Source organism: Dyella sp., assembly GCF_035685885.1.
Taxonomy (GTDB): domain Bacteria; phylum Pseudomonadota; class Gammaproteobacteria; order Xanthomonadales; family Rhodanobacteraceae; genus Dyella.
In genome coordinates this window covers 1-19,673 of sequence record NZ_DASRZX010000040.1, presented here as the reverse complement: position 1 = coordinate 19,673, position 19,673 = coordinate 1, and the positions used below count along the sequence as shown (strand labels likewise).

At 62.4% G+C, this 19,673-nt stretch carries 16 protein-coding genes; 10 read left to right on the top strand and 6 right to left on the bottom strand.

All coding sequences use genetic code 11. From position 1 onward, the window contains the following. Position 1: 1 nt before the first annotated feature. Complete coding sequence (locus VFG49_RS04805; protein WP_324858377.1) at positions 2–505, top strand: TPM domain-containing protein; 504 nt, start codon at positions 2–4, stop codon at positions 503–505. Between the two features lie 187 nt (positions 506–692). On the opposite strand, the gene VFG49_RS04800 is transcribed toward VFG49_RS04805, so the two are convergent. Beyond that, complete coding sequence (locus VFG49_RS04800; protein WP_324858376.1) at positions 693–3,662, bottom strand: TonB-dependent receptor plug domain-containing protein; 2,970 nt, start codon at positions 3,660–3,662, stop codon at positions 693–695. A gap of 260 nt (positions 3,663–3,922) precedes the next feature. Next, positions 3,923–5,899 (bottom strand): alpha/beta hydrolase family protein, encoded by a 1,977-nt coding sequence (locus VFG49_RS04795; RefSeq protein ID WP_324858375.1) that lies wholly within the window; start codon positions 5,897–5,899, stop codon positions 3,923–3,925. A 207-nt stretch (positions 5,900–6,106) separates the two neighbouring features. On the opposite strand from VFG49_RS04795, the gene lgt reads away from it, so the two are divergent. From lgt to VFG49_RS04775, 4 genes are all read left to right on the top strand, one after another. Continuing rightward, positions 6,107–7,015, top strand: a complete 909-nt coding sequence (gene lgt, locus VFG49_RS04790; protein ID WP_324858374.1) for a prolipoprotein diacylglyceryl transferase — start codon at positions 6,107–6,109, stop codon at positions 7,013–7,015. A 3-nt stretch (positions 7,016–7,018) separates the two neighbouring features. Continuing rightward, positions 7,019–7,813 (top strand): thymidylate synthase, encoded by a 795-nt coding sequence (locus tag VFG49_RS04785; protein WP_324858373.1) that lies wholly within the window; start codon positions 7,019–7,021, stop codon positions 7,811–7,813. Positions 7,814–7,936: 123 nt separating this feature from the next. Further along, on the top strand, positions 7,937–8,425 hold the full coding sequence (locus VFG49_RS04780) for a dihydrofolate reductase (protein WP_324858372.1): 489 nt from the start codon (positions 7,937–7,939) through the stop codon (positions 8,423–8,425). Between the two features lie 38 nt (positions 8,426–8,463). Next, positions 8,464–9,396, top strand: a complete 933-nt coding sequence (locus tag VFG49_RS04775) for a Nudix family hydrolase (RefSeq protein WP_324858371.1) — start codon at positions 8,464–8,466, stop codon at positions 9,394–9,396. 6 nt (positions 9,397–9,402) lie between these two features. Here VFG49_RS04775 and coaE read toward each other — a convergent pair whose 3' ends face one another. The 4 genes from coaE to pilB form a co-directional block, all read right to left on the bottom strand. Beyond that, positions 9,403–10,026: a dephospho-CoA kinase gene (gene coaE, locus VFG49_RS04770; protein ID WP_324858370.1), complete on the bottom strand. Its 624-nt coding sequence runs from the start codon at positions 10,024–10,026 to the stop codon at positions 9,403–9,405. Further along, positions 10,023–10,880, bottom strand: coding sequence for an A24 family peptidase (locus VFG49_RS04765; RefSeq protein ID WP_324858369.1), 858 nt, complete (start codon positions 10,878–10,880; stop codon positions 10,023–10,025). The genes coaE and VFG49_RS04765 overlap by 4 nt, the downstream gene beginning before the upstream one ends. Positions 10,881–10,946: 66 nt before the next feature. Next, positions 10,947–12,215 carry a type II secretion system F family protein gene (locus VFG49_RS04760; protein ID WP_324858368.1) on the bottom strand — a complete coding sequence of 423 codons (1,269 nt, stop codon included), beginning with the start codon at positions 12,213–12,215 and terminating at the stop codon, positions 10,947–10,949. 157 nt (positions 12,216–12,372) lie between these two features. Continuing rightward, on the bottom strand, positions 12,373–14,094 hold the full coding sequence (gene pilB / locus VFG49_RS04755; protein ID WP_324858367.1) for a type IV-A pilus assembly ATPase PilB: 1,722 nt from the start codon (positions 14,092–14,094) through the stop codon (positions 12,373–12,375). A 228-nt stretch (positions 14,095–14,322) separates the two neighbouring features. On the opposite strand from pilB, the gene VFG49_RS04750 reads away from it, so the two are divergent. The 5 genes from VFG49_RS04750 to VFG49_RS04730 all read left to right on the top strand — a co-directional run. After that, positions 14,323–15,507, top strand: coding sequence for a DegT/DnrJ/EryC1/StrS family aminotransferase (locus VFG49_RS04750; RefSeq protein ID WP_324858366.1), 1,185 nt, complete (start codon positions 14,323–14,325; stop codon positions 15,505–15,507). An 81-nt stretch (positions 15,508–15,588) separates the two neighbouring features. Further along, on the top strand, positions 15,589–16,443 hold the full coding sequence (locus tag VFG49_RS04745) for a glycosyltransferase family 2 protein (protein ID WP_324858365.1): 855 nt from the start codon (positions 15,589–15,591) through the stop codon (positions 16,441–16,443). After that, positions 16,436–17,611 carry a glycosyltransferase family 4 protein gene (locus VFG49_RS04740; protein ID WP_324858364.1) on the top strand — a complete coding sequence of 392 codons (1,176 nt, stop codon included), beginning with the start codon at positions 16,436–16,438 and terminating at the stop codon, positions 17,609–17,611. The genes VFG49_RS04745 and VFG49_RS04740 overlap by 8 nt, the downstream gene beginning before the upstream one ends. A 122-nt stretch (positions 17,612–17,733) precedes the next feature. Continuing rightward, a complete protein-coding gene (locus VFG49_RS04735) occupies positions 17,734–18,780 on the top strand; it encodes a glycosyltransferase family 2 protein (protein ID WP_324858363.1) in 1,047 nt (348 codons plus the stop codon). A 36-nt stretch (positions 18,781–18,816) separates the two neighbouring features. Then, on the top strand, positions 18,817–19,673 hold an 857-nt coding region (locus VFG49_RS04730), incomplete at its 3' end, for a lipopolysaccharide biosynthesis protein (protein ID WP_324858362.1).

Below are 19,673 nucleotides of genomic sequence, written 5' to 3'. Positions count from 1 at the left end.
CATGACGCGTACGCAGCGGCTGCTGATGAATCTCTTCGACGGCTGGTTCCAGTTGCGTCGCCGGTTTCCCATCACCCTGCTCGACGAGATGACCGCGGCCATCGCCCACGGAGAGCGGGAGCATCGCGGCGAAGTCTGCTTTGCCGTCGAGTCGCGCCTTGCACCGTCGGCCGTGATCAACGGGCTCACCCCGGAAGCACGCGCGCACCAGGTATTCGCCCAGCTGCGCGTGTGGGATACCGAGCACAACAGCGGCGTGCTGTTCTACGTGCTGATGGCCGAGCATCGCGTGGTGATCATCGCGGATCGCGGCATCGCCGCCGCCGTTACGCAGGTTGAATGGGACGCGGTGCGCGACCACATGCTCGCGAGCTTTGCTCAGGGCGCATGGCGCGAAGGGTGTCTCGACGGCATTGCCGAAGCGCACGCTTTGCTCCAGCGACATTTTCCCGGCAACGACAAAGCGAATCCGGACGAACTGCCGGATCGACCGGTGCTGCTGTAGCAGCCCGATCCGGGAAACGCTGATCGCGCACCGGGTGCGCTCCTACAAGAGCATCGACAACCGGCAATAGGAGCGCACCCAGTGCGCGACCGCAGAGCCATGTCGTCCCAGTCGCACATCATTTCCGCCACAAAAAAAGGCGGGCCCTAAGGCCCGCCCCATCCGAAGAACTTCGGCTCTTTCGAGCTTAGAACTTCTGGTTGTACGACACGTAGAAGTAACGGTCGATGTCGAACGCCGGGTTGTACGGCGGGCTGCCGGTACCCGAGGTCGGCACGCTGTAGTAGTACGGGCCCTTCTTGTTGAAGATGTTGTTCACGCCAACGGTGAACACGCCCTTCCACGGAGCCGTGTAGCGGAACTGGGCGTCGTTGAACGCCACGGAACCCTTCTGGCTCATGCCGTAGGTGCCCCACCACGGGTTGGTGTAGTTCGGCGAGCTGCACTCGACGTACGCACCCGGGGTGTTGTCGTAGCACTGGTCCTTCAGGCCCGAGTAGTAACGGACCGTCCAGCTGGCGCCGAACTCCTTGTAGTCCCAATCCACCTGCAGGTTCGAACGCAGACGGTAGATCGCGTCCTGGCCGTTGGCGAAGAAGCCGACCATGTCCTGCGGGGTCGCGCCCGGACCGCTGACCGTCTCGTACTTGGTCAGGTAGGTGCTGTCCGAAGCGATGCGGAAGCGGCCGAACGAGGTTTCCGGCAGACGGTAGTGGATACCGACGTCGTAGCCTTCGGTCTTCAGCGTGCCCAGGTTGGCCAGGCTCTCGTTGAGGTTGTTGACCGAACCAACCGCCAGGCCGGTGGACGGATCGGCCTGCGTGGCGCGCGTGAAACGACCGCAGTAGGACGGATCGTTCTGCACGTAGCACAGGTTCAGGATCTGGCTGGCGTCGACCGCCGTGATCAGGTTCTTCACGTAGATGTTGTAGTAGTCAAGCGTGAAGTCCAGACCTTCGACCTGGTGCGGGCTGTAGACCAGGCCCAGCGTACGGGTGGTCGAGGTTTCCGGCTGCAGGTTCGGGTTGGAGCCCGAGATGAACGGCACCGGCGTCTGCGTACCGGTGTTGTTCTTGATCGGGGTACCCGAGCCGTCGACCTGGCGGTAGTTCGCCGGGACGCCGGCGGCCGAGCAGGCGGCGCGCACGCCGGAATTGCTGGCAGCGGCACCGAACTGGGTGTCGCACGGATCGAGGAAGGTCTCGAAGCTCTGGCCCGGGCCACCGTACAGATCGTCGATGGTCGGCGCGCGGAAGCCCTTGGCAAACGTGCCGCGGACCAGCACGTCTTCGATCGGACGCCAGCGGAAGCTGTACTTGTTGTTGGTGGTGCTGCCGAAGTTGCTGTAGTGCGAGTAACGGCTGGCCACGTTGAAGCCCAGTTCCTGGGCGCCCGGCAGGTCACGCAGGACCGGCACGTCGAGCTCGGCGTAGGCTTCGTTGGTGAAGTACGCACCGGAGGTGGCGTTGGCGGCTAGATCGGTGGTGTAGCCCTGGGCCACGTAGGAGTCCGGACGGAACGCGCCCTTCACGCCACGATGTTCGATGCCCACGGCCAGGTTCACGGTGCCAGCATTGCCCGGCATTTCGAACAGGCCGCCGGACACGTTGGCGGTGTAGTCGTCGGTCGAGCTGACCTGGCGAGCGGACTCGTTGTAGTTCAGGTAGTTCCACAGGGCCTGCGAGGTCGCACCCGGGCCGGCCAGGATGTTCCACGGCTGGCAACCATCGGCGCGATCGGCGGCGTTGGCGCAGGCCACCTGGCCGTCGATCATCGTGGTCGGGCCAAGCGCGGCCTGGGCGTGGCGCAGGTCCAGGTTGCCGGTGGTGGCGAGGTGGATCTTGTTCTGGGAGTAGCTGTAGTCAGCATCCCAGCTCCACTCGTGGTCCAGGAACTGGAAGTAGCCCTGCGCGCCAAAATTGAAGTTGTAGACCTTGGAGTGCGTATCGGTGACGCGCGGCATTTCCGCCGTGCGACGGAAGAACGATACGTCCTGGCCCGGGAACGGGTTGTAGGCGTTCTGGCCGCTGATCTGCACGCCGGTCGGGAACAGGTCGCCGACGGTGTTGCCGGTGGAGAACGGATAGCCCGCGAGCTGGGTCGACGAGTCACGCACGCTGGCAGCAGCCATGCCGTGCAGGGTGATGTTGTCGGTCAGCTTGTACTGGTCCTGCACGAACAGGGTCTTCAGCTTGGTGCCCGCGCGGAACGTCATGTCCTGCGTCGAGTTGTAGCGGTCCGCGTTGTCGGAACCGTTGTACAGGTGGTAGCCAGCAGGCGCACCGGCGGTCGTCGTCTGCGAGCCGTGGTTGTATGCGTACTGGTTCGGCACCCACTTGCCAGCGGAGTTGTACGAACCTGCGCCTGCAGTGCCCGGGGCGCTCGGATCGACGATGCGGCCGTAGGGGGCGGTCGAGCTCCAACCGTCTTCCGGATGACGCGCACCGTTGGCGTAGCGCGTTTCGTCGCGCTTGTTGTCCCACATCGGGTCGGTCTGCTGCCAGGCAGCGCCGATGATGATGGAGTTCTTCTCGGTGCTGTGGCCCCAGGTGAAATCGTAGTTCTGGGTCTGGCCGTCGCCCTTGCCGTTCTGGCCGTAGTAGACGTTGGCTTCAGCGCCGTCGAACTTGTCCTTGGTGATGATATTGACCACGCCGCCGATGGCGTCGGAGCCGTAGATCGAGGACGCGCCATCCTTGAGGATGTCAATGCGGTCGATCATGGAGACCGGAATGGTCGACACGTCGGTCAGGCCGCTGAGGCTGGTGCTCCAACGCTTGCCGTTGACCAGGACCAGCGTGCGCTGCGAACCCAGGTTGCGGACGTTGACGTAGCGGCCGCCGACGTCGGCGCCCGAGGACAGGGTGTCCTGCGGGGTGATGTCCGGTGTGCCCATCGAGGGCATACGAGCCAGGATGTCGTTGACATTGGTCAGGCCGGTAGCCTGGATCGCGGCTCGGTCCATGGTGAAGATCGGCTGCGAGGTCTCCACGTCCACGCTGCGAATGCGCGAACCGGTAACGGTGACGGTCTCGAGGCTCTTGGCCTTGGTCTGGTCAGCCTGCGCAGCGGGGGCAGCGTCCTGTGCGGCCACCGACCACGTCTGCAGCACGAGCGCTGCGGCGATGGCAGTAGCCAGCAGTGTCTTTTGCTTCATTGTTGTGGAACTCCGAACAAAAAATAGCCATCAGCCAGCGCTCTACGGGCTGGACATGTGGGTACGGGATGGCGCGCAGCTCTTGGGGAAGGCTGGGCACCGCGGCATCGCCGGGCTTGGGGGACTGGCGACGTAAGTCCGAAGTTAAAACAAAGTGACGGGTGCGTGCAACCTACCTGCCACGTTCAGCTGGTAAAGGACCATGGCATTTGGAGTGATCGCAGAGAAGGGCGCTGTCGCACCCTTCTCTGCGACTTGGCTTAAGGCGCCGTAGGCGCTGCTGCCGCAGCGTGCGGCCCGATGAATTTGTCGAGAAAGCTTTCGAGCGTCTGGTAGAACTCGGCAACGTTCTTTTCGTCGTAGAAGCCGTGTGCTTCGCCCGGCTTGGTCAGCCACTGATATGGGCGATGGGCTGCATCGAGCGCGGCGCGCATAGCCTTGGCCTGCGCGAACGGTGCGCGTTCGTCGTCCTCGCCGTGAACCAGCAGCACCGGCACGGTGATCTTGTCGGCGAGCTTGTCGGGGGAGTTGGCGGCGAGGTCGGCGTCGTCTTTGCCGATCACCGTCTTCAGGTAGCTGCGACCGGTTTTCTCTTCCTGCGTATCGCCCTTCTTGTACATCATGGCCAGGTCGTAAATACCCGCGTAGCCCACGGCGCACTTGAAAAGTCCCGGCGCGCGGATGGTGCTCATCATCGCGGAATAGCCACCAAAGCTGGCGCCGTAGACGCAGATACGCTGCGGATCTGCGTATTGCTGATCGATGGCCCAGTGGACGCCGTCGATCAGGTCTTGCTGGATGCGCGTGCCCCATTGCAGATAGCCAGCCTGTTGGAACTCGCGGCCACGACCGCCCGAACCGCGATAGTTCACCTGCAACACCAGATAGCCACGATTGGCGAGAAACTGCGCGTCATCGTCGAAGAACCAGTCATCGGTGATTCCGTGCGGGCCGCCATGGGGTAGCAGCACCATCGGCAGGTCGCGTTCGCCGGCCCCGGGCGGTAGCGTGAGGATGGCTTCGAGCTCCATGCCATCGCTGGTCTTGAAATGCAGCGGGCGGCGCTCAGCCATGCGCGCCGGCTGGATCCATGGGCGGTAGTCGAACAGTTTGTGCACTTTGTAGTTGTGCGTATCGATCACGTAGTACGTGCCCGGATCGCGGTCGCTCGCCACGGAGAACAGCAGCACGCCACCGTCTTCGCTGAAGTTGATGAAGCGAACGTAGCTGCCAGGGAACTTGAGGCTGAGTGCCATGTGCAGCTTGGACGCCGGCAAGTTGGGGTCGATGTAGGTGACCTTCGGAACGCCCGTAGCCGGCGAGGTGGCGAAAGGTTGGTACGGCCGTGACGTCCACTGGATGTTGCCCACGCTGCCGAAATCTTCCTTGGCGAGCACCTTGCGGTCGCCGCCCATCTCGTCCTGCTCCACGAGGACCGACGGTCCAAGCCCGGCGTTGAAGCGCGCATAGATATGCTGCTTGTCCGGCGTGTAGGTGATGGGCGAGAACGTATAGCCAACCTGTGCCGGGGACATGGCCGTCCAGCCACTGCCCTCCTTGTGGAATACCTTGCGCTCGTAGTCGTCGTTCATGCCGAAAGCGAAATGCGCCACACCGTCGGCGCCGATCATGAAATCCATGCCGGTGACGCCGATCTCGCCGATGAGGTGACGCGTGTTCTGAACCGCATCCACGTCATACAGCGAGTACTTGCCCCGGCTGCTCCACGATTCCGCGCTCATGTAGAAATGGCCGTTCGCCTGTTCGGGTGTGCCCACCACGAAACCCCAACCCTTGTCGGTGGCGCGGCTGGCAGCGCGCGATCCCAGGTTTTCGTAGCCGTAGATGTAATCCTGATGCTTGCCATCGACGTCGGTGGCGAGCAGTTCGCCATAGAACTCCGGCTTGTCCAGCGAGCCGCGCTGGCGCCCCTTGGCCACGACCAGACGGGTCGGACTGACCCAGGTGATGCCGAGCGGCAACTCGTACTTGGGCATGCGCAACATGCTGACGGGCTTCTGCATGTTGTCGACCGCGTAGATCACCAGCGCGTAGGTATTGTTCTCGTTGTCGTCCATGCGCACAGCAAGGTACTTGCCGTCGGGAGACAGGTTTGGATCGGTAACCAGCGGATGCTTGGCGAAATCTTCGACAGGAATAAGGTCGGCAGCCAGCAAGGCGCACGGCATCGCCAGCAATGCCGCGGACATCGCGGCCCGCGTCAGACGGTTGAGCATGATTTTCCCCCTGAGTGCTCCGTGATGGAGAAGCTGGCCGTCCGGAGCTTTCCGGCCCGCCGACTAGCGCGCAGCCTCCCCAGGCGCGCGCCACATGGCGCCGGAGTGTAGCCGGCAAGCTGGCGGACGATAAGGTGTTGCAGCCGTGGTTGCCCGCGGGGACGGCAAGGCCGGCTAGACTTGTGCTTTGCCTTCAGTCGCCGCCTCATGACGCAGCCCTATACCGTTGCCTTTGACCCTGTCGCCTTTCATCTGGGGCCTGTCCAAATCCATTGGTACGGCTTGATGTACCTGTGCGGGTTTCTCGGCGCATGGCTTCTCGCCGAATACCGCCGCCGCCAGGGGCGCCTGCCTGTCACGAAGGATGCGGTAGGTGACCTGGCGTTCTACGCGATGATGGGCGTGATCGTCGGCGGGCGCGTGGGCTACATGCTTTTCTACGCGGACATCCACTGGATCTGGCAGGACCCGCTTGCGCTGTTCCGGGTATGGGATGGCGGCATGAGCTTTCATGGCGGCCTGCTGGGTGTGCTAGCCGCCGGATTGTGGTGGTCGCGCCGCAACCAGATGCACTTCTTCGACACGGTGGATTTCGTGGCGCCGCTGGTGCCGATCGGCCTGGGCCTGGGTCGCCTGGGCAACTTCATCAACGGCGAGCTGTGGGGCAAGCCCAGCGACGTGTCCTGGGCGATGATCTTCCCTCATGCAAGGACGTGCCAGGAACTGTCCTGCGATGTGCCCTGGGCGGATTCGCACCCACAGTGGCAGGCGACGCTGGCCCAGTTTGGTGCCTTGCCGCGTCATCCTTCACCGCTCTATGAAATGATGCTCGAAGGCGTGGTGATGTTCATCGTGCTGTGGCTGGTGTCGATGAAGCCGCGACCGCGTTACCTGATTTCGGGCCTGTTCGCGCTGATGTATGGCTGCTTCCGCTTTGCCGTGGAATTCGTGCGATTGCCCGACTTTCCGCGACCGGGCTATCTCGCCTGGGGTTGGCTGACCATGGGGCAGGTATTGTCGCTGCCGCTGATTGCCGTGGGCATCATCCTGCTGGTCATGTCGCGCAAGGCACCCATCCTGCGCCTGTACAACGTCTCGCTGCCCACCAAGGAGTAACCCGTGCGCGCGTACCTGGATCTGCTGCAACACGTGCTCGACCACGGCGTGGAGAAGGCCGACCGCACCGGTACCGGCACGCGCAGCGTGTTTGGCTGGCAGATGCGGTTCAACCTTGCCGACGGGTTTCCGTTGGTCACCACCAAGAAGCTGCACCTGAAGTCGATCATCCATGAGCTGATCTGGTTCCTGCAGGGCGACACCAACATCGCCTACCTGAAGGAAAACGGCGTCAGCATCTGGGACGAGTGGGCCGACGAGCATGGCGAGCTGGGTCCCGTGTACGGCCAGCAATGGCGTGCGTGGCCGACGGCCGATGGCGGCGTGGTCGACCAGATCCGCTGGGTCGTCGAGGAGATCAAGCGCAACCCGGATTCACGCCGGTTGTTGGTGAGCGCGTGGAACGTGGGTGAGCTGCCGAAGATGGCGCTGATGCCATGTCACGCGTTGTTCCAGTTCTACGTGGCGGACGGAAAACTCAGCTGCCAGCTCTACCAGCGTTCGGGCGATATCTTCCTCGGCGTGCCGTTCAACATTGCCAGTTATGCCTTGCTCACCCACATGATCGCGCAGGTATGCGGACTGGGCGTGGGCGATTTCGTGCACACGCTGGGCGATGCCCACCTGTACAACAATCACGTGGAGCAGGCGCGTTTGCAGTTGTCGCGCGAGCCGCGCCCGTTGCCGCGGCTGCAGCTCAACCCGGACGTTCATTCCGTCTTCGATTTCCGCTTTGAGGATGTCGCCATCGTCGGCTACGAGCCGCATGGCGCCATCAAGGCGCCGGTGGCGGTGTAACACAGCGGGTATGTCGGGTTCCGGGCGTGGGTTGCGTCATCGCATCCTGCTAAGATCGGCCGGCGCGGCGCCAGCGGCCCGGCGACGCGAGCCGTCTCTCCTGTTGCTGATTCAAGGAATTCCATGGCTATTTCGCTGATTGCCGCGCTGGATGAGAACTTCGCCATCGGCCGCAAGGGACAGCTTCCCTGGCATCTGCCGGACGACCTGCGCTGGTTCAAGCAACTGACCCTCGGCAGGTACGTGTTGATGGGCTACAACACGGCAGTGGCGATCGGTCGTCCGTTGCCTGACCGCACGAACCTGGTGCTGACGCGTCGGCATGAGGCGCCGTTTCCCGGCCAGATTACGGTGCGTTCGCTGCCCGAGGGGCAGGCGAGGGCAGGCGGCACGGGATTGATGGTGATCGGCGGCGGCGAGGTGTATGCGGAGGCCCTGCCGTCGGCCAGGCGTCTCTATCTCACGTGGGTCAATGCGGCTGTCGACGGTGCCGATACGTTCTTCCCCGGCGTGCATTTCAGCGAATGGACCGAACTGTCGCGCGTGCATCACAAGAAAGATGCCGAGCACAAGTACGACTTCGACATGGTCGAGTACATCCGCAACGACTGAGCGATCCATTGACGTCGTCACTTCCAGACGCCTCGGTCATGCATGTCATGGCCGGCGTCATGCTCGACGCGCAGGGCAGGGTGCTGCTGGCGCAGCGTCCTCCGGGCAAGCACCTTGCAGGACTATGGGAATTCCCCGGCGGCAAGCTGGAGCCGGATGAATTACCGGCGGCTGCGCTGGCCCGTGAGTTGCGCGAAGAACTGGGCATCGATGCGGCTGCGGGCGAGCCGTTGATCCGGGTTCCCTGGTGTTACGGCGAGCGCAGGTTGTTGCTGGATGCGTGGACGGTTCGCGCATGGCAAGGCGAGCCCGCATCACTGGAAGGGCAGGCGCTGCAGTGGGCCTTTCCTGCAAGCGTTGATTTCTCCCTGCTGGCACCCGCCGACCGCCCGATCCTCAGGGCGCTGCAGTTGCCCCTGCGCTATGCCGTGACGCCTGCCGAGGTGACTCTCGATGCCTTTGAAGAGTGGCGGCAGCGTCTGGCGACATCACTGGCCTCGGGCCAGCGACTGATCCTGCTGCGCTTTCCGCAGTGGCCCGTCGAGCAAGTTCGCAAGCTGGCACGTCAATTGATGCCTCAGGCGCGCGCACTGGGTGCGCGACTCTTGCTGAGCGGTGACGTGGAAGGAGCGCGGGAACTGGGCGAGGGTGTTGGCGTCCAGCTCAAGGCACATCAGCTGATGGAACAGGACGAGCGTCCGCTTCCGTTGGAACAGTGGATTGGCGCCAGCTGCCACAACGCCGGGGAGCTGAGTCGCGCGGCTGCGATCGCGGACTTCGCCACGTTGTCGCCTGTTGCCCCCACGGCCACGCATCCTGGCCAGGCGCCATTGGGTTGGGCCGCTTTCCAGCATCTGGTTGAGACCGCCTCGTTGCCAGTCTATGCCTTGGGCGGCATGCGTGAGGAGGATCTTGCCGCCGTGCGGCGGGCGGGCGGCCAGGGCGTGGCCGGTATTCGCGGATTCTGGTGAACGCGCCTAGCGACGGGTTGCCGCCAGCGCCAGGTATTGCTCGTGCAGCACGGAAACGGCGCGATCGAGCTCGGCCTCATCGCCGTGGTTCTCGATGACGTCATCGGCAAGCGCCAGCCGTTCCGTGCGGCGTGCTTGTCTTTCGATCATGCTGCGGGCCAGGGTTTCATCGATGCGATCGCGGCGGATCAGGCGATCGAGCTGGATAGCTTCGGGAGCGTCGACGACCAGCACGCGATCAACCCAGCGGTAGTGATCGATGTTCTCGGCCAGCAGCGGGATGGCCAGCAGGCAATACGGTCCACGATCGGCTAGGGCGCTGTCGTGCAGCCATGCGCGCACACGCGGATGAGTGATGGCTTCCAGCGCCCTGCGCTCGACATCGTTGCCAAAGATCCGTTGGCGCATGGCTGCGCGATCGAGCTGTCCCTGGCTATCGAGGACTTCATGGCCAAAGTGGGCCACCACGGCATTCAGTCCGTCAGAACCGGGCGCGACCACGGCGCGTGCCGCGATGTCCGCGTCGTAGACATGGATGCCCAGTGCTTCGAATCGCTTCGAGACAGCGCTCTTGCCGGAGGCGATGCCACCCGTCAATGCGACTACAAAGCCCTGACGCGAGGTATTCATCGCATGCCGGTCAACTGGGCATAGTGCAGCCATAGCCAGTCACCGGCCACGAACCAGGCCCATCCCGCAGCGGCGATGAATGGGCCAAACGGCATGGGGATGTCCTTATCGTGCTTACGCAGCAGAATCAGCGTGCCGCCGGTGAGCGCGCCGATCAGCGAAGAGAGCAGCACCACCGGCAGTAATGCTCCGGGACCCATCCAGGCGCCCATGGCCGCGAGTAGCTTGAAATCGCCATAGCCCATGCCCTCCTTGCCGGTCAGCAGCTTGAACAGCCAGTACACGCTCCACAGGCTGAGGTATCCGATGGCCGCTCCCAGGATCGCCGATGGCGGCAGCACGAACATGGGCAGCAGCGAAAGCAGGAGACCAAGCCACAGGAGGGGATAGTTCAGCTGGTCGGGCAAGTATTGGGTGCGAAAATCGATGCCGGACAGCGCCACCAGCATCCAGGTAAACACCAGACCCGCTGCCGATGCCCAGCTAGGGCCGAACTTCCAGACGATGATCGCGCTGAGGATGCCCGTCAGCAGTTCGACCAGCGGGTACTGGATGGAAATGGAGGTCTTGCAATACCGGCAGCGCCCGCCAAGCAGCAGCCAGCCGAACACGGGAATATTGTCGCGCGCCGCGAGCGCGTGATGGCAGCGAGGACAGTGCGAAGGCTCGCGGACGATGCCCGGCGGCAAGGGCTGGCCATCGGGCTCCATGTCCAGGGCATCGAAGGCCTCCAGCCGCCATTGGGCCTTCATCCGTTCCGGCAGCCGCAGGATCACCACATTGAGGAAGCTGCCGACCAGCAGGCCGAGCACGCCTGCGGCGAGAGTCCATGCCCAAAGGGGAAGTTCGATCATGCCCGGTTCCGAAAGCTATAAAAAAAGCCCCCCTCCCGAAGGGAGAGGGGCCCGTGACTGTCGAGCTTACACCGTGCCGGCGAGCTTGAAGATCGGCAGGTACAGCGAGATCACCATGCCGCCCACCAACACGCCGAGGATCACCATGATCAGCGGTTCGAGCAGCGTGGACAGCGTATCCACTGCGTTGTTGACCTCTTCCTCGTAAAACTCGGCCACCTTGAACAGCATGCTGTCCAGGGCACCGGATTCTTCGCCGATGGCCGTCATCTGCACCATCATGTTGGGAAACAGGCCGGTCTGGCGCATCGACAGTTGCAACTGGTGACCCACCGAGACGTCGTCCCGCATCTGCCGCACCGCGTTGCCGTACACGATGCTGCCAGTCGCACCGGCGACGGCGTCCATGGCCTCGACAAGGGGAACGCCTGCCCGGAAGGTCACGCCAAGCGTGCGGGCAAAACGCGCAAGCGCGGATTGGCGAAGGATGTTGCCCATGACGGGCAGGCGAAGCATCACGCGATCGAGGAAGTGCGCAAATTTCAGTGAACGCTTCTTGGCCGCCACCAACGCGACCACGCCGCCGACGATGCTGCCGATCACCACCCACCAGTAAGACTTCATGAACTCCGAGGCACTGATGACGAACTGGGTCGGCGCCGGCAGTTCGGCGCCGGCATCCTTGAACGTCTGGGAGAACACCGGCACCACGAACAGCAGCAGGATCATGCTGACCAGCAGCGCCACGCAGAGCACCATGATGGGATAGAACAACGCCTTCTTGATCTTGCTCTTGATGCCTTCCATGCGCTCCTTGTACGTGGCTACCGTATCGAGCACGGTGTCCAGCACACCGGCGGATTCACCGGCATGGACAAGGTTGCAATAGAGCTCATCGAACTGGACGGGGTATTTGGCCAGCGCTTCATGCAGCGCCGCGCCGCCCTCGATGCTCTGTTTGACATCCACCAGCATGTTCTTGAAGCGGATGTTCTTCTGGCCATCGGCGATGATCTCGAACGCCTGCACCATGGGCACGCCGGAGGCCATCATGGTGGCGATCTGGCGGCTGAAGATCGCCACATCGCGAGGCTTCACCGTGCTGCCGGTGGCGCCGAACAGGGGCTTGGAGCGCTCGCGCACCGTCTGCGGATTCATGCCCTGGCGGCGCAACTCCGCCTTGACCAGCGAGGCATTCTTCGCCGACATCTCGCCTTTCATGCGCTTGCCGCGCTTGTCCAGCGCAACCCAGTCGTACATGGTCAGCTTGCTGATTTCAGCACGCTGCGCGGCGAGTTTGGCGGTGTTCTTCGCTGTGGCGGTGGCCGTGGCCATTGCGTTTCCCCCTGCTGGTACGGTCCGGTCGCCTCAGGAGGGCGACTGCCTGATCTGGTGCAGCTTAAGTGATTCCCCTGGGACAATTCGAGGCACCGAGCGCATCTTCGGTGTGACGAATCCCCTGTCCCGCCAGGCAAGAGCCTGGTCGGACTTCTTAGTCCTTGGTGACGCGGTCGATCTCGGCAAGGCTGGTGACGCCTTTCTTGACCTTGAGCAGTGCCGACGCCCGCAAGTCGTTGACGCCGGCCTTGCGGGAAGCTTCGGCGATATGCAACGCATTGCCGCCCTGCAGGATGATCTTCTGGATTTCCTCCAGCATCGGCATCACCTGGTAAATGCCGACGCGTCCCTTGTAGCCCTCGTTGCAGCTGTCGCAGCCCACGGCTTCGTAGACGGTCAAGCCAGCGTCGATGTCCTCCTGTGTGAAACCCGCGGCGAGCAGGGTCTGCGGTGGAAGATCCATGGGCTTCTTGCAGTCATGCAGGCGACGCGCCAGGCGCTGGGCGATCACCAGGGTCACCGAAGACGTGATGTTGTAGGGCGCAATGCCCATGTTCATCAGTCGCGAGATGGTCTGGGGGCCGTCGTTGGTATGCAGGGTCGACAGCACCATGTGGCCCGTCTGCGCCGCCTTGATGGCGATCTCGGCCGTTTCCAGGTCGCGGATTTCGCCGACCATGATCACGTCCGGATCCTGGCGCAGGAACGAGCGGAGAGCGGCGGCGAAGGTCATGCCGCGCTTGACGTTCTGCTGGACCTGGTTGATGCCCTCGACACGGATTTCGACCGGGTCTTCGACCGTCGAGATGTTGCGCTCGGCGGTATTGAGGATATTGAGCGCGGTGTACAGCGACACCGTCTTGCCCGAGCCCGTCGGGCCGGTGACCAGCACCATGCCGTAGGGCTTGTGGATGGCATCGAGGTACAGCTGCTTCTGGGCGTCCTCGTAGCCCAGCGCATCAATGCCGAGTCTTGCGGCCGAGCCGTCGAGAATACGCAGCACGATCTTTTCGCCGAACAGGGTCGGCAGCGTGCTGACGCGGAAGTCGACCGCGCGGCTCTTGGACAGGTTGAGCTTGATGCGGCCGTCCTGCGGCACCCGTCGTTCGGCGATGTCCAGGCCTGACATCACCTTCAGACGCGAGGAGATGCGGGAGGCTAGCTTCATGGGCGGGCTGGCCACGGCACGCAACATGCCGTCCATGCGCAGTCGCACGCGATACTGGGTCTCGAACGGTTCGAAATGGATGTCCGAAGCGCCGCGCTTGATGGCGTCCACCAAGATCTTGTTGACGAACTTGACCACGGGGGCGTCATCGTTCGCGGTGGCGTCAATGCCCGTGGACTCGGCTTCGTCGTCGCCGCCTTCCAGCGCCAACTCGTCGAGATCCCCGCCGCCCATGTCGGGCACCGAGTTGCTCATGACATTGAGCACGGTCTCGATCACGCGCTGCAACTGGCCACGTTCGACCAGGATCGGTTCCACCATACAGTTGGAGTGGAACTTGATCTCGTCCAGCGCATGCGACTGCATGGGATCGGCGATGCCCACGAACAGGCGCTTGCCGCGCTTGAACAGCGGCAGGGCGCGATGCTTGTTGATCAGGGCTTCGCTGATCAGGTTCACCGGCATGTTGGCCGGTACCAGCGCACCCACGTCCATCATCGGCATGCCGAACTCGTCGGAAGCGATGCGGGTCAGCCGGGCGCTGTCGACCAAGTTATGGTCGAGCAGCCAGGCACTGAGGCTGGCCTTGTGCTGAAGGGAGTCGGCGACCGCCTTGCGGACATCCGCCTCGGGCAGCACATCCTCGGAAACCAGCCGGCGGGCCATACCCGTGAGGCCCGCGAGCGACGGTTGCATTAGCGTAGACATAACGATACTGGCTCAGCCCCCTGATTGGATGGGAATTTACCCCAGTTGACGGGGTTGGTCACGCAGTGACGCCCTAAGGCTGCGCCAGGGGTGATCAGGCGCACAGAACCCCTGTCGGCGACGGCAAGGAAAGGGCGAAGCAAGCAGCGTGCCTTTCTGGGGCATCGCATGGACCCGCATGATGGCTTGCCCCGATAATCGACCCGATTCAACCTAAAACTGCAGACCGTGACCGAAAGCGCCAGCCAACCCCCTTTCCTTGTCTTCGGTGCGCCCCGTATCGAGGAGGCCGAGATCGCCGAGGTCGAAGCCTGTTTGCGGTCAGGCTGGCTGGGCACCGGTCCCCGCGTCGCCCAATTCGAGCGTGAATTTGCCGTTTGGCGCGGGGTCGCCTCCTCGCAGGTCGCCGCCGTCAATTCCTGTACGGCGGCCCTGCACGTCAGCATGGTCGCCGCTAACCTGCCGCCGGGCAGCGAGGTCATCACCACACCGCTCACGTTCTGCGCCACGGTCAACGCCATCCTGCATGCAGGCCTGTCGCCGGTGCTGGCGGACGTGGATCCGGTGACGCAAAACATTGACCCGGACGCCATTGAGGCGGTCATCACCCCGCGTACGCGGGCCATCCTGCCGGTCCATTTCGCCGGTCGTCCCTGCGACATGGACCGGATCATGGCCATTGCGCAGAAGCACAACCTCGTGGTGATCGAGGATTGTTCCCACGCCATCGAAACCGAATATCACGGCCGTCCAGCCGGAACCTTTGGCGATTTCGGCTGCTTCAGCTTCTACGTCACCAAGAACGTGGTCACGGGTGAGGGCGGCATGATCCTGGGGCGGGACGAAGACCACGTAGCCAGGGCACGCATCCTGGCCCTCCACGGCATGAGCAAGGATGCCTGGCACCGCTTCGGCGACAAGGGCTATAAGCACTACCAAGTGGTCGAATGTGGCTTCAAATACAACATGATGGATCTGCAGGCAGCCATTGGGATCCATCAGCTGGCTCGGGTGGAAGCGAACTGGGCTCGCCGCCGCGAGCTATGGCAGCGTTATGACGAAGCAATGGTGGGACTGCCGATGGGCTTGCCTGCACCGCCCGAGCAGCACACGCGGCACGGCTATCACCTATACACGGTAATGGTGGACGAGGCCCATTGCGGGCTCGGCCGCGATGACTTCCTGGAAGCGATGAATGCGGCCCGCATCGGAACGGGCGTGCACTACCTGGCGATTCCCGAGCACCCTTACTACAAGGACCGTTTCGGCTGGCGCCCCGAACAGTGGCCAAACGCCATGCGTCTGGGACGCCAGACCGTTAGCCTTCCGCTGTCCCCGGCCATGAGCAATGAAGACATCGACCGCGTCATAAGCGCGGTGCGGTCCGTGCTTGGCGCCCCCGCAGCCGCCTGAAGGCAGCGCCAAACGTCAAACGCGCCACAACCACTCGTCTGGCCACGGGTTATGATGCCGCATCACGCCGGGGGAGCACTCTTGAATCGTCTCAGCATTATCTTGCCCGCAAAAAATGAGGGCGCCGCACTTAAGGATCTTTTGCCTCAACTGAGGGCTGCCCAGCCAGGCGCGGAGATCATCGTGGTTGACGATGGGTCGACCGACGACACGCGCATCATTTGCGAGCAGAGCGGCGTCATCTGCTTGTCGTCGCCTTACTCGATGGGCAATGGCGCGGCGATCAAGCGTGGTGCCAGGGCTGCATCAGGCGGTCTTTTGGTCTTCATGGACGGCGACGGTCAGCATGATCCCGCTGATGTCGAGCGCCTGCTCGACAAACTCAATGAAGGCTACGACATGGTGGTCGGCGCTCGTGACTGGGGCAGTCAGGCGGGCGTTGGGCGCGGTGTTGCCAACACGATCTACAACTGGCTGGCCACGCGCATGACCGGTCACCACGTGGCGGATCTGACCTCGGGTTTCCGCGCCGTTCGGGCGGCCAAGTTCCGCGAGTTCATCCATCTGCTCCCGAACGGGTTCTCCTACCCGACAACGAGCACCATGGCGTTTTTCCGCAGCGCGTATCCGGTGGCATACGTGCCGATCAAGGCGGGCCAGCGCGTTGGCAAGAGCCATATCAAGCCGTTGAAGGATGGCATCCGCTTCCTGCTGATCATCTTCAAGATTGCAACGCTTTATTCGCCGTTGAAGCTGTTTGCGCCGGCAAGCTTTGTCTTCTTCTTTCTGGGCTGCCTCAATTACGCATGGACCTTCATCCGCGAGGGCCGGCTCACCAACATGAGCACCCTGATGTGGAGTGCTGCGGTCATTGTCTTTCTCATTGGCCTGGTATCCGAGCAGATCACCGCGCTGACGTATCGCAAAGATGGCTGACACAGATGACCATCGTCCGTGGGCGATGCTCGTAACGAGGAACTTCCCTCCGCTTCTCGGGGGCATGGAAAGACTCAATACCTACCTCTTGGACAGCCTCAAGCGAGTATGGCGCGTATCCATGTGCGGGCCGGAAGGAGCTGCGCACTATGCGGTCGCTGCGGATGACATTCGAGAGATAAAGGTTTCGCCTCTTGCGACATTCCTGGTCAAATCGTTGTGGCACGCGGGCCGCATGGCGATACGGCGGCGGCCTCAATGGATCATCGCCGGCAGCGGACTGATGGCGCCCATCGTATGGTTGTCATCACGGTGCAGCGGAGCCAGGGCCGCGGTCTACCTCCACGGCCTGGATGTCGTTGCGCCAAGCGTGATCTATCGTTGGCTGTGGCTTCCGTTCATTCGTCGCTGCGATGTGGTGATCGTCAACAGTCGCGCCACCATGGCGCTGGCGCTCGACAAGGGCGTTCCTTCCGCACGAATGACGGTAATCAACCCGGGCACGGGCATTCCTGCGCTCAACCCCCGCGATGCCGCACAGTTTCGTATCGCCCATGGGCTTGGCGATGCCCCCCTGATGTTATCGGTGGGACGGTTGACGCAGCGCAAGGGTCTTGCGGAATTCGTGACCAGCGCGCTTCCCGGGATACTCAAGGTTCGACCGGATGCCCTGTTGCTCGTCATCGGGGACGAGGCGCGCGATGCATTGCATGGCGGCGGTGGCGGCGAGAAGGAAAAAATCCTGTGCGTGGCGAGAGCGGCAGGCGTAGCGGGTAGCATCCGGTTTTTGGGCCGTTGCGACGAGGACGTACTTCAGGCCGCATATCAGGCGTCTGACGTGCACGTATTCCCGGTGCTCAATCTGCCTGGCGACGTCGAAGGATTTGGCATGGTGGCGCTGGAAGCGGCGGCCCACGGTCTTCCCAGCGTAGCTTTCGACGTGGGCGGCGTGTCTGACGCCATCAGGCCCGCGGAAACCGGGTCGTTGGTTATGCAGGGCGACTACCCCGAGTTTGGTGCCCAGGTGCTGCGTTACACCGGGCAACCCGAGTTGCGGGAAAGCATGAAGGAAGCTTGCCTGGCGTTTGCTCGAAGCAAGGCTTGGCCGGTGTTCACGCGGAACGTCCTGATGGCACTGGAGCAACATGTCGACGATGGACGCGCCTGAATCACGCGCCGGGACCATGCAGCACACATGGAGACTGCACTCATATGGGTTATGCGGACTTTCATGCTGATGGGCGGACGCAATTGCGTAGCCTCCAGACCACTCCTTGATGACACCATGCCATGCCAGTGACCACGCCAGATTCCACGCAGGAAGCCAGCGATGCAGAAAAGCTCCATCCGAAGCCGCTGGTCAGCGTGGTGATGATTACCTATAACCATGCCGACTATTTGGCCCAGGCCATCGAAGGTGTGGTGAGCCAGCAATGCGATTTTCCCTTTGAGCTGGTCATTGGCGAAGATGCATCGAAGGACGAGACCCGCGCGGTTGCGTTTGAATACCAGCGTCGTTTTCCGCACATCGTCCGGGTGCTCTACTCGGCGCACAATGTAGGCATGAACGCCAACGGCAAGCGTACCTTCGATGCTGCTCGCGGCGAATTTGTTGCGTTCTGCGAGGGCGATGATTACTGGTGTTCGCCTGACAAGCTCGCGCGCCAAGTCGAGTTGATTGAACGTGGGCCGGATGTCGGCATTGTGCACACTGACTGGGTGCGCTCCACATGCGGTGAGCAGGGTTGGGTAGTCAATTGGGCGAATTCGGTACATCGACGCGTCCCCGCGGCGCTATTGGAAGGACGGCTTTTTAGTACGTTCCACTATCCAAAGATACTCAGGACGTGCACCGTATTGCTTCGCCGCAGCACGGTCGACGCGTGTGCCTCATCAGGCTTGGCGCGACGCGAGTACAAGTTCTCGGACGTAGTGCTTGCTGCATTCGTTTCATCGCGCTGGAAGGTTGCTTATGTTCCAGAGACGATGGCTGTCTATCGCGAAAGTCCGGGTTCAGTGTTGCGCTCGGGCAAGCAGGCCAGGCTGGCTTTTCTGCGGTCCAGCTTGGAATTTGACACCGATGCGCGCGACTTCTTTCGAGATCGCGAAGATTATCCAAGCAGCTATCGCTGGGAAGTAGCTGTTGGATTGCTCTTGTGGGCGATGAGTGCACGGGATCGAGGCACAGCGCTATTTGCGCTGAGGGACATTCGTGAGCATTTCGGGCTATGGAGCTTCATAAAAGAAGGATGGCAAACCGTTTGGATGAGGCGCCGCGCCCTGGGGAGCCGTCATTTTGACAAAAGGCCAGCAGCAACCGATGTCTCTGGTGGCTAGTCAGTGATGCACATAGTGCACAAGTTGAGCACTGTCATGGCGCGCATGGGCGTCGGCCGCTTGGGGCGCAATGCAATTCTTTCCACGATCGGGCTGGGTGTGCGCGCTGTTATCCAGGCGGGCTATTTGCTGGTCCTCTCCCATTGGATGGGTGCCAAGGGCTATGGGCTGTTTGCTGGTTCGGTGTCAGCGGCGATTCTCATCTCCCCGCTCTCGGGTTGGGGCGTGACCTTCGTTCTAACCCGGCGAGTTGCGGTCGACCCGAGCCAGTCCCCCCGTATCTGGGCCACCGCCGTGTTGCAGCTTCTGGCAACCGGCCTGGTTCTGATTGTCTTGCTTATGCTGGGAACGTATCTGTTCTTGAAGGGCGGTATTGGGGTGTGGCCAATGCTGCTACTGGGCGGAGCTGAGTTGATTGCATTACCCCTGGCGCAAGCAGCCACCGGTTTGTGTATTGCGCTAGATCGCGGTGTGCCTGCGGCTTTGTCGATGTGCCTTGTGCCACTTTTTCGGCTGCTCTTGGTCTTGGCAGGGCTACTCTTGGGCATGAGTGGAACGCCCGGTCACGTGTCGTGGCTCCACTTCGCGGGATCACTGGCGGGTGCGCTGCTTGCATATGGGTTGGCGACCATTGTTGGCGGAGCTCCGCAATGGGGAAATCGCCCCCGGTTGGGAGAGGTCGTTGGTGATGGCTCGCGCTATGCGGTTGGAACCCTGGTGAGCAACAGCTACCTTGAAGTGGATAAGGTTCTTCTGTTGCAAGTGCTTGGGGCGGCGGCAACGGGGGCCTATACAGCGGCGTTTCGAGTGATGAGTGTTTTCGCGTTGCCGGTGGCAGCGTTGATCGGTGCCACTCTCCCTAGATTGTTTGCTCAGTCCGGCACACCGCAAGG

Coding starts and splice junctions, on each gene's coding strand:
- pilB (WP_324858367.1), bottom strand. CDS start 14,094: ATGTCTACGCTAATGCAACCGTCGCTCGCGGGCCTCACGGGTATGGCC.
- VFG49_RS04805 (WP_324858377.1), top strand. CDS start 2: ATGACGCGTACGCAGCGGCTGCTGATGAATCTCTTCGACGGCTGGTTC.
- VFG49_RS04800 (WP_324858376.1), bottom strand. CDS start 3,662: ATGAAGCAAAAGACACTGCTGGCTACTGCCATCGCCGCAGCGCTCGTG.
- VFG49_RS04775 (WP_324858371.1), top strand. CDS start 8,464: ATGCATGTCATGGCCGGCGTCATGCTCGACGCGCAGGGCAGGGTGCTG.
- VFG49_RS04795 (WP_324858375.1), bottom strand. CDS start 5,899: ATGCTCAACCGTCTGACGCGGGCCGCGATGTCCGCGGCATTGCTGGCG.
- lgt (WP_324858374.1), top strand. CDS start 6,107: ATGACGCAGCCCTATACCGTTGCCTTTGACCCTGTCGCCTTTCATCTG.
- VFG49_RS04765 (WP_324858369.1), bottom strand. CDS start 10,880: ATGATCGAACTTCCCCTTTGGGCATGGACTCTCGCCGCAGGCGTGCTC.
- VFG49_RS04740 (WP_324858364.1), top strand. CDS start 16,436: ATGGCTGACACAGATGACCATCGTCCGTGGGCGATGCTCGTAACGAGG.
- VFG49_RS04735 (WP_324858363.1), top strand. CDS start 17,734: ATGCCAGTGACCACGCCAGATTCCACGCAGGAAGCCAGCGATGCAGAA.
- VFG49_RS04760 (WP_324858368.1), bottom strand. CDS start 12,215: ATGGCCACGGCCACCGCCACAGCGAAGAACACCGCCAAACTCGCCGCG.
- coaE (WP_324858370.1), bottom strand. CDS start 10,026: ATGAATACCTCGCGTCAGGGCTTTGTAGTCGCATTGACGGGTGGCATC.
- VFG49_RS04780 (WP_324858372.1), top strand. CDS start 7,937: ATGGCTATTTCGCTGATTGCCGCGCTGGATGAGAACTTCGCCATCGGC.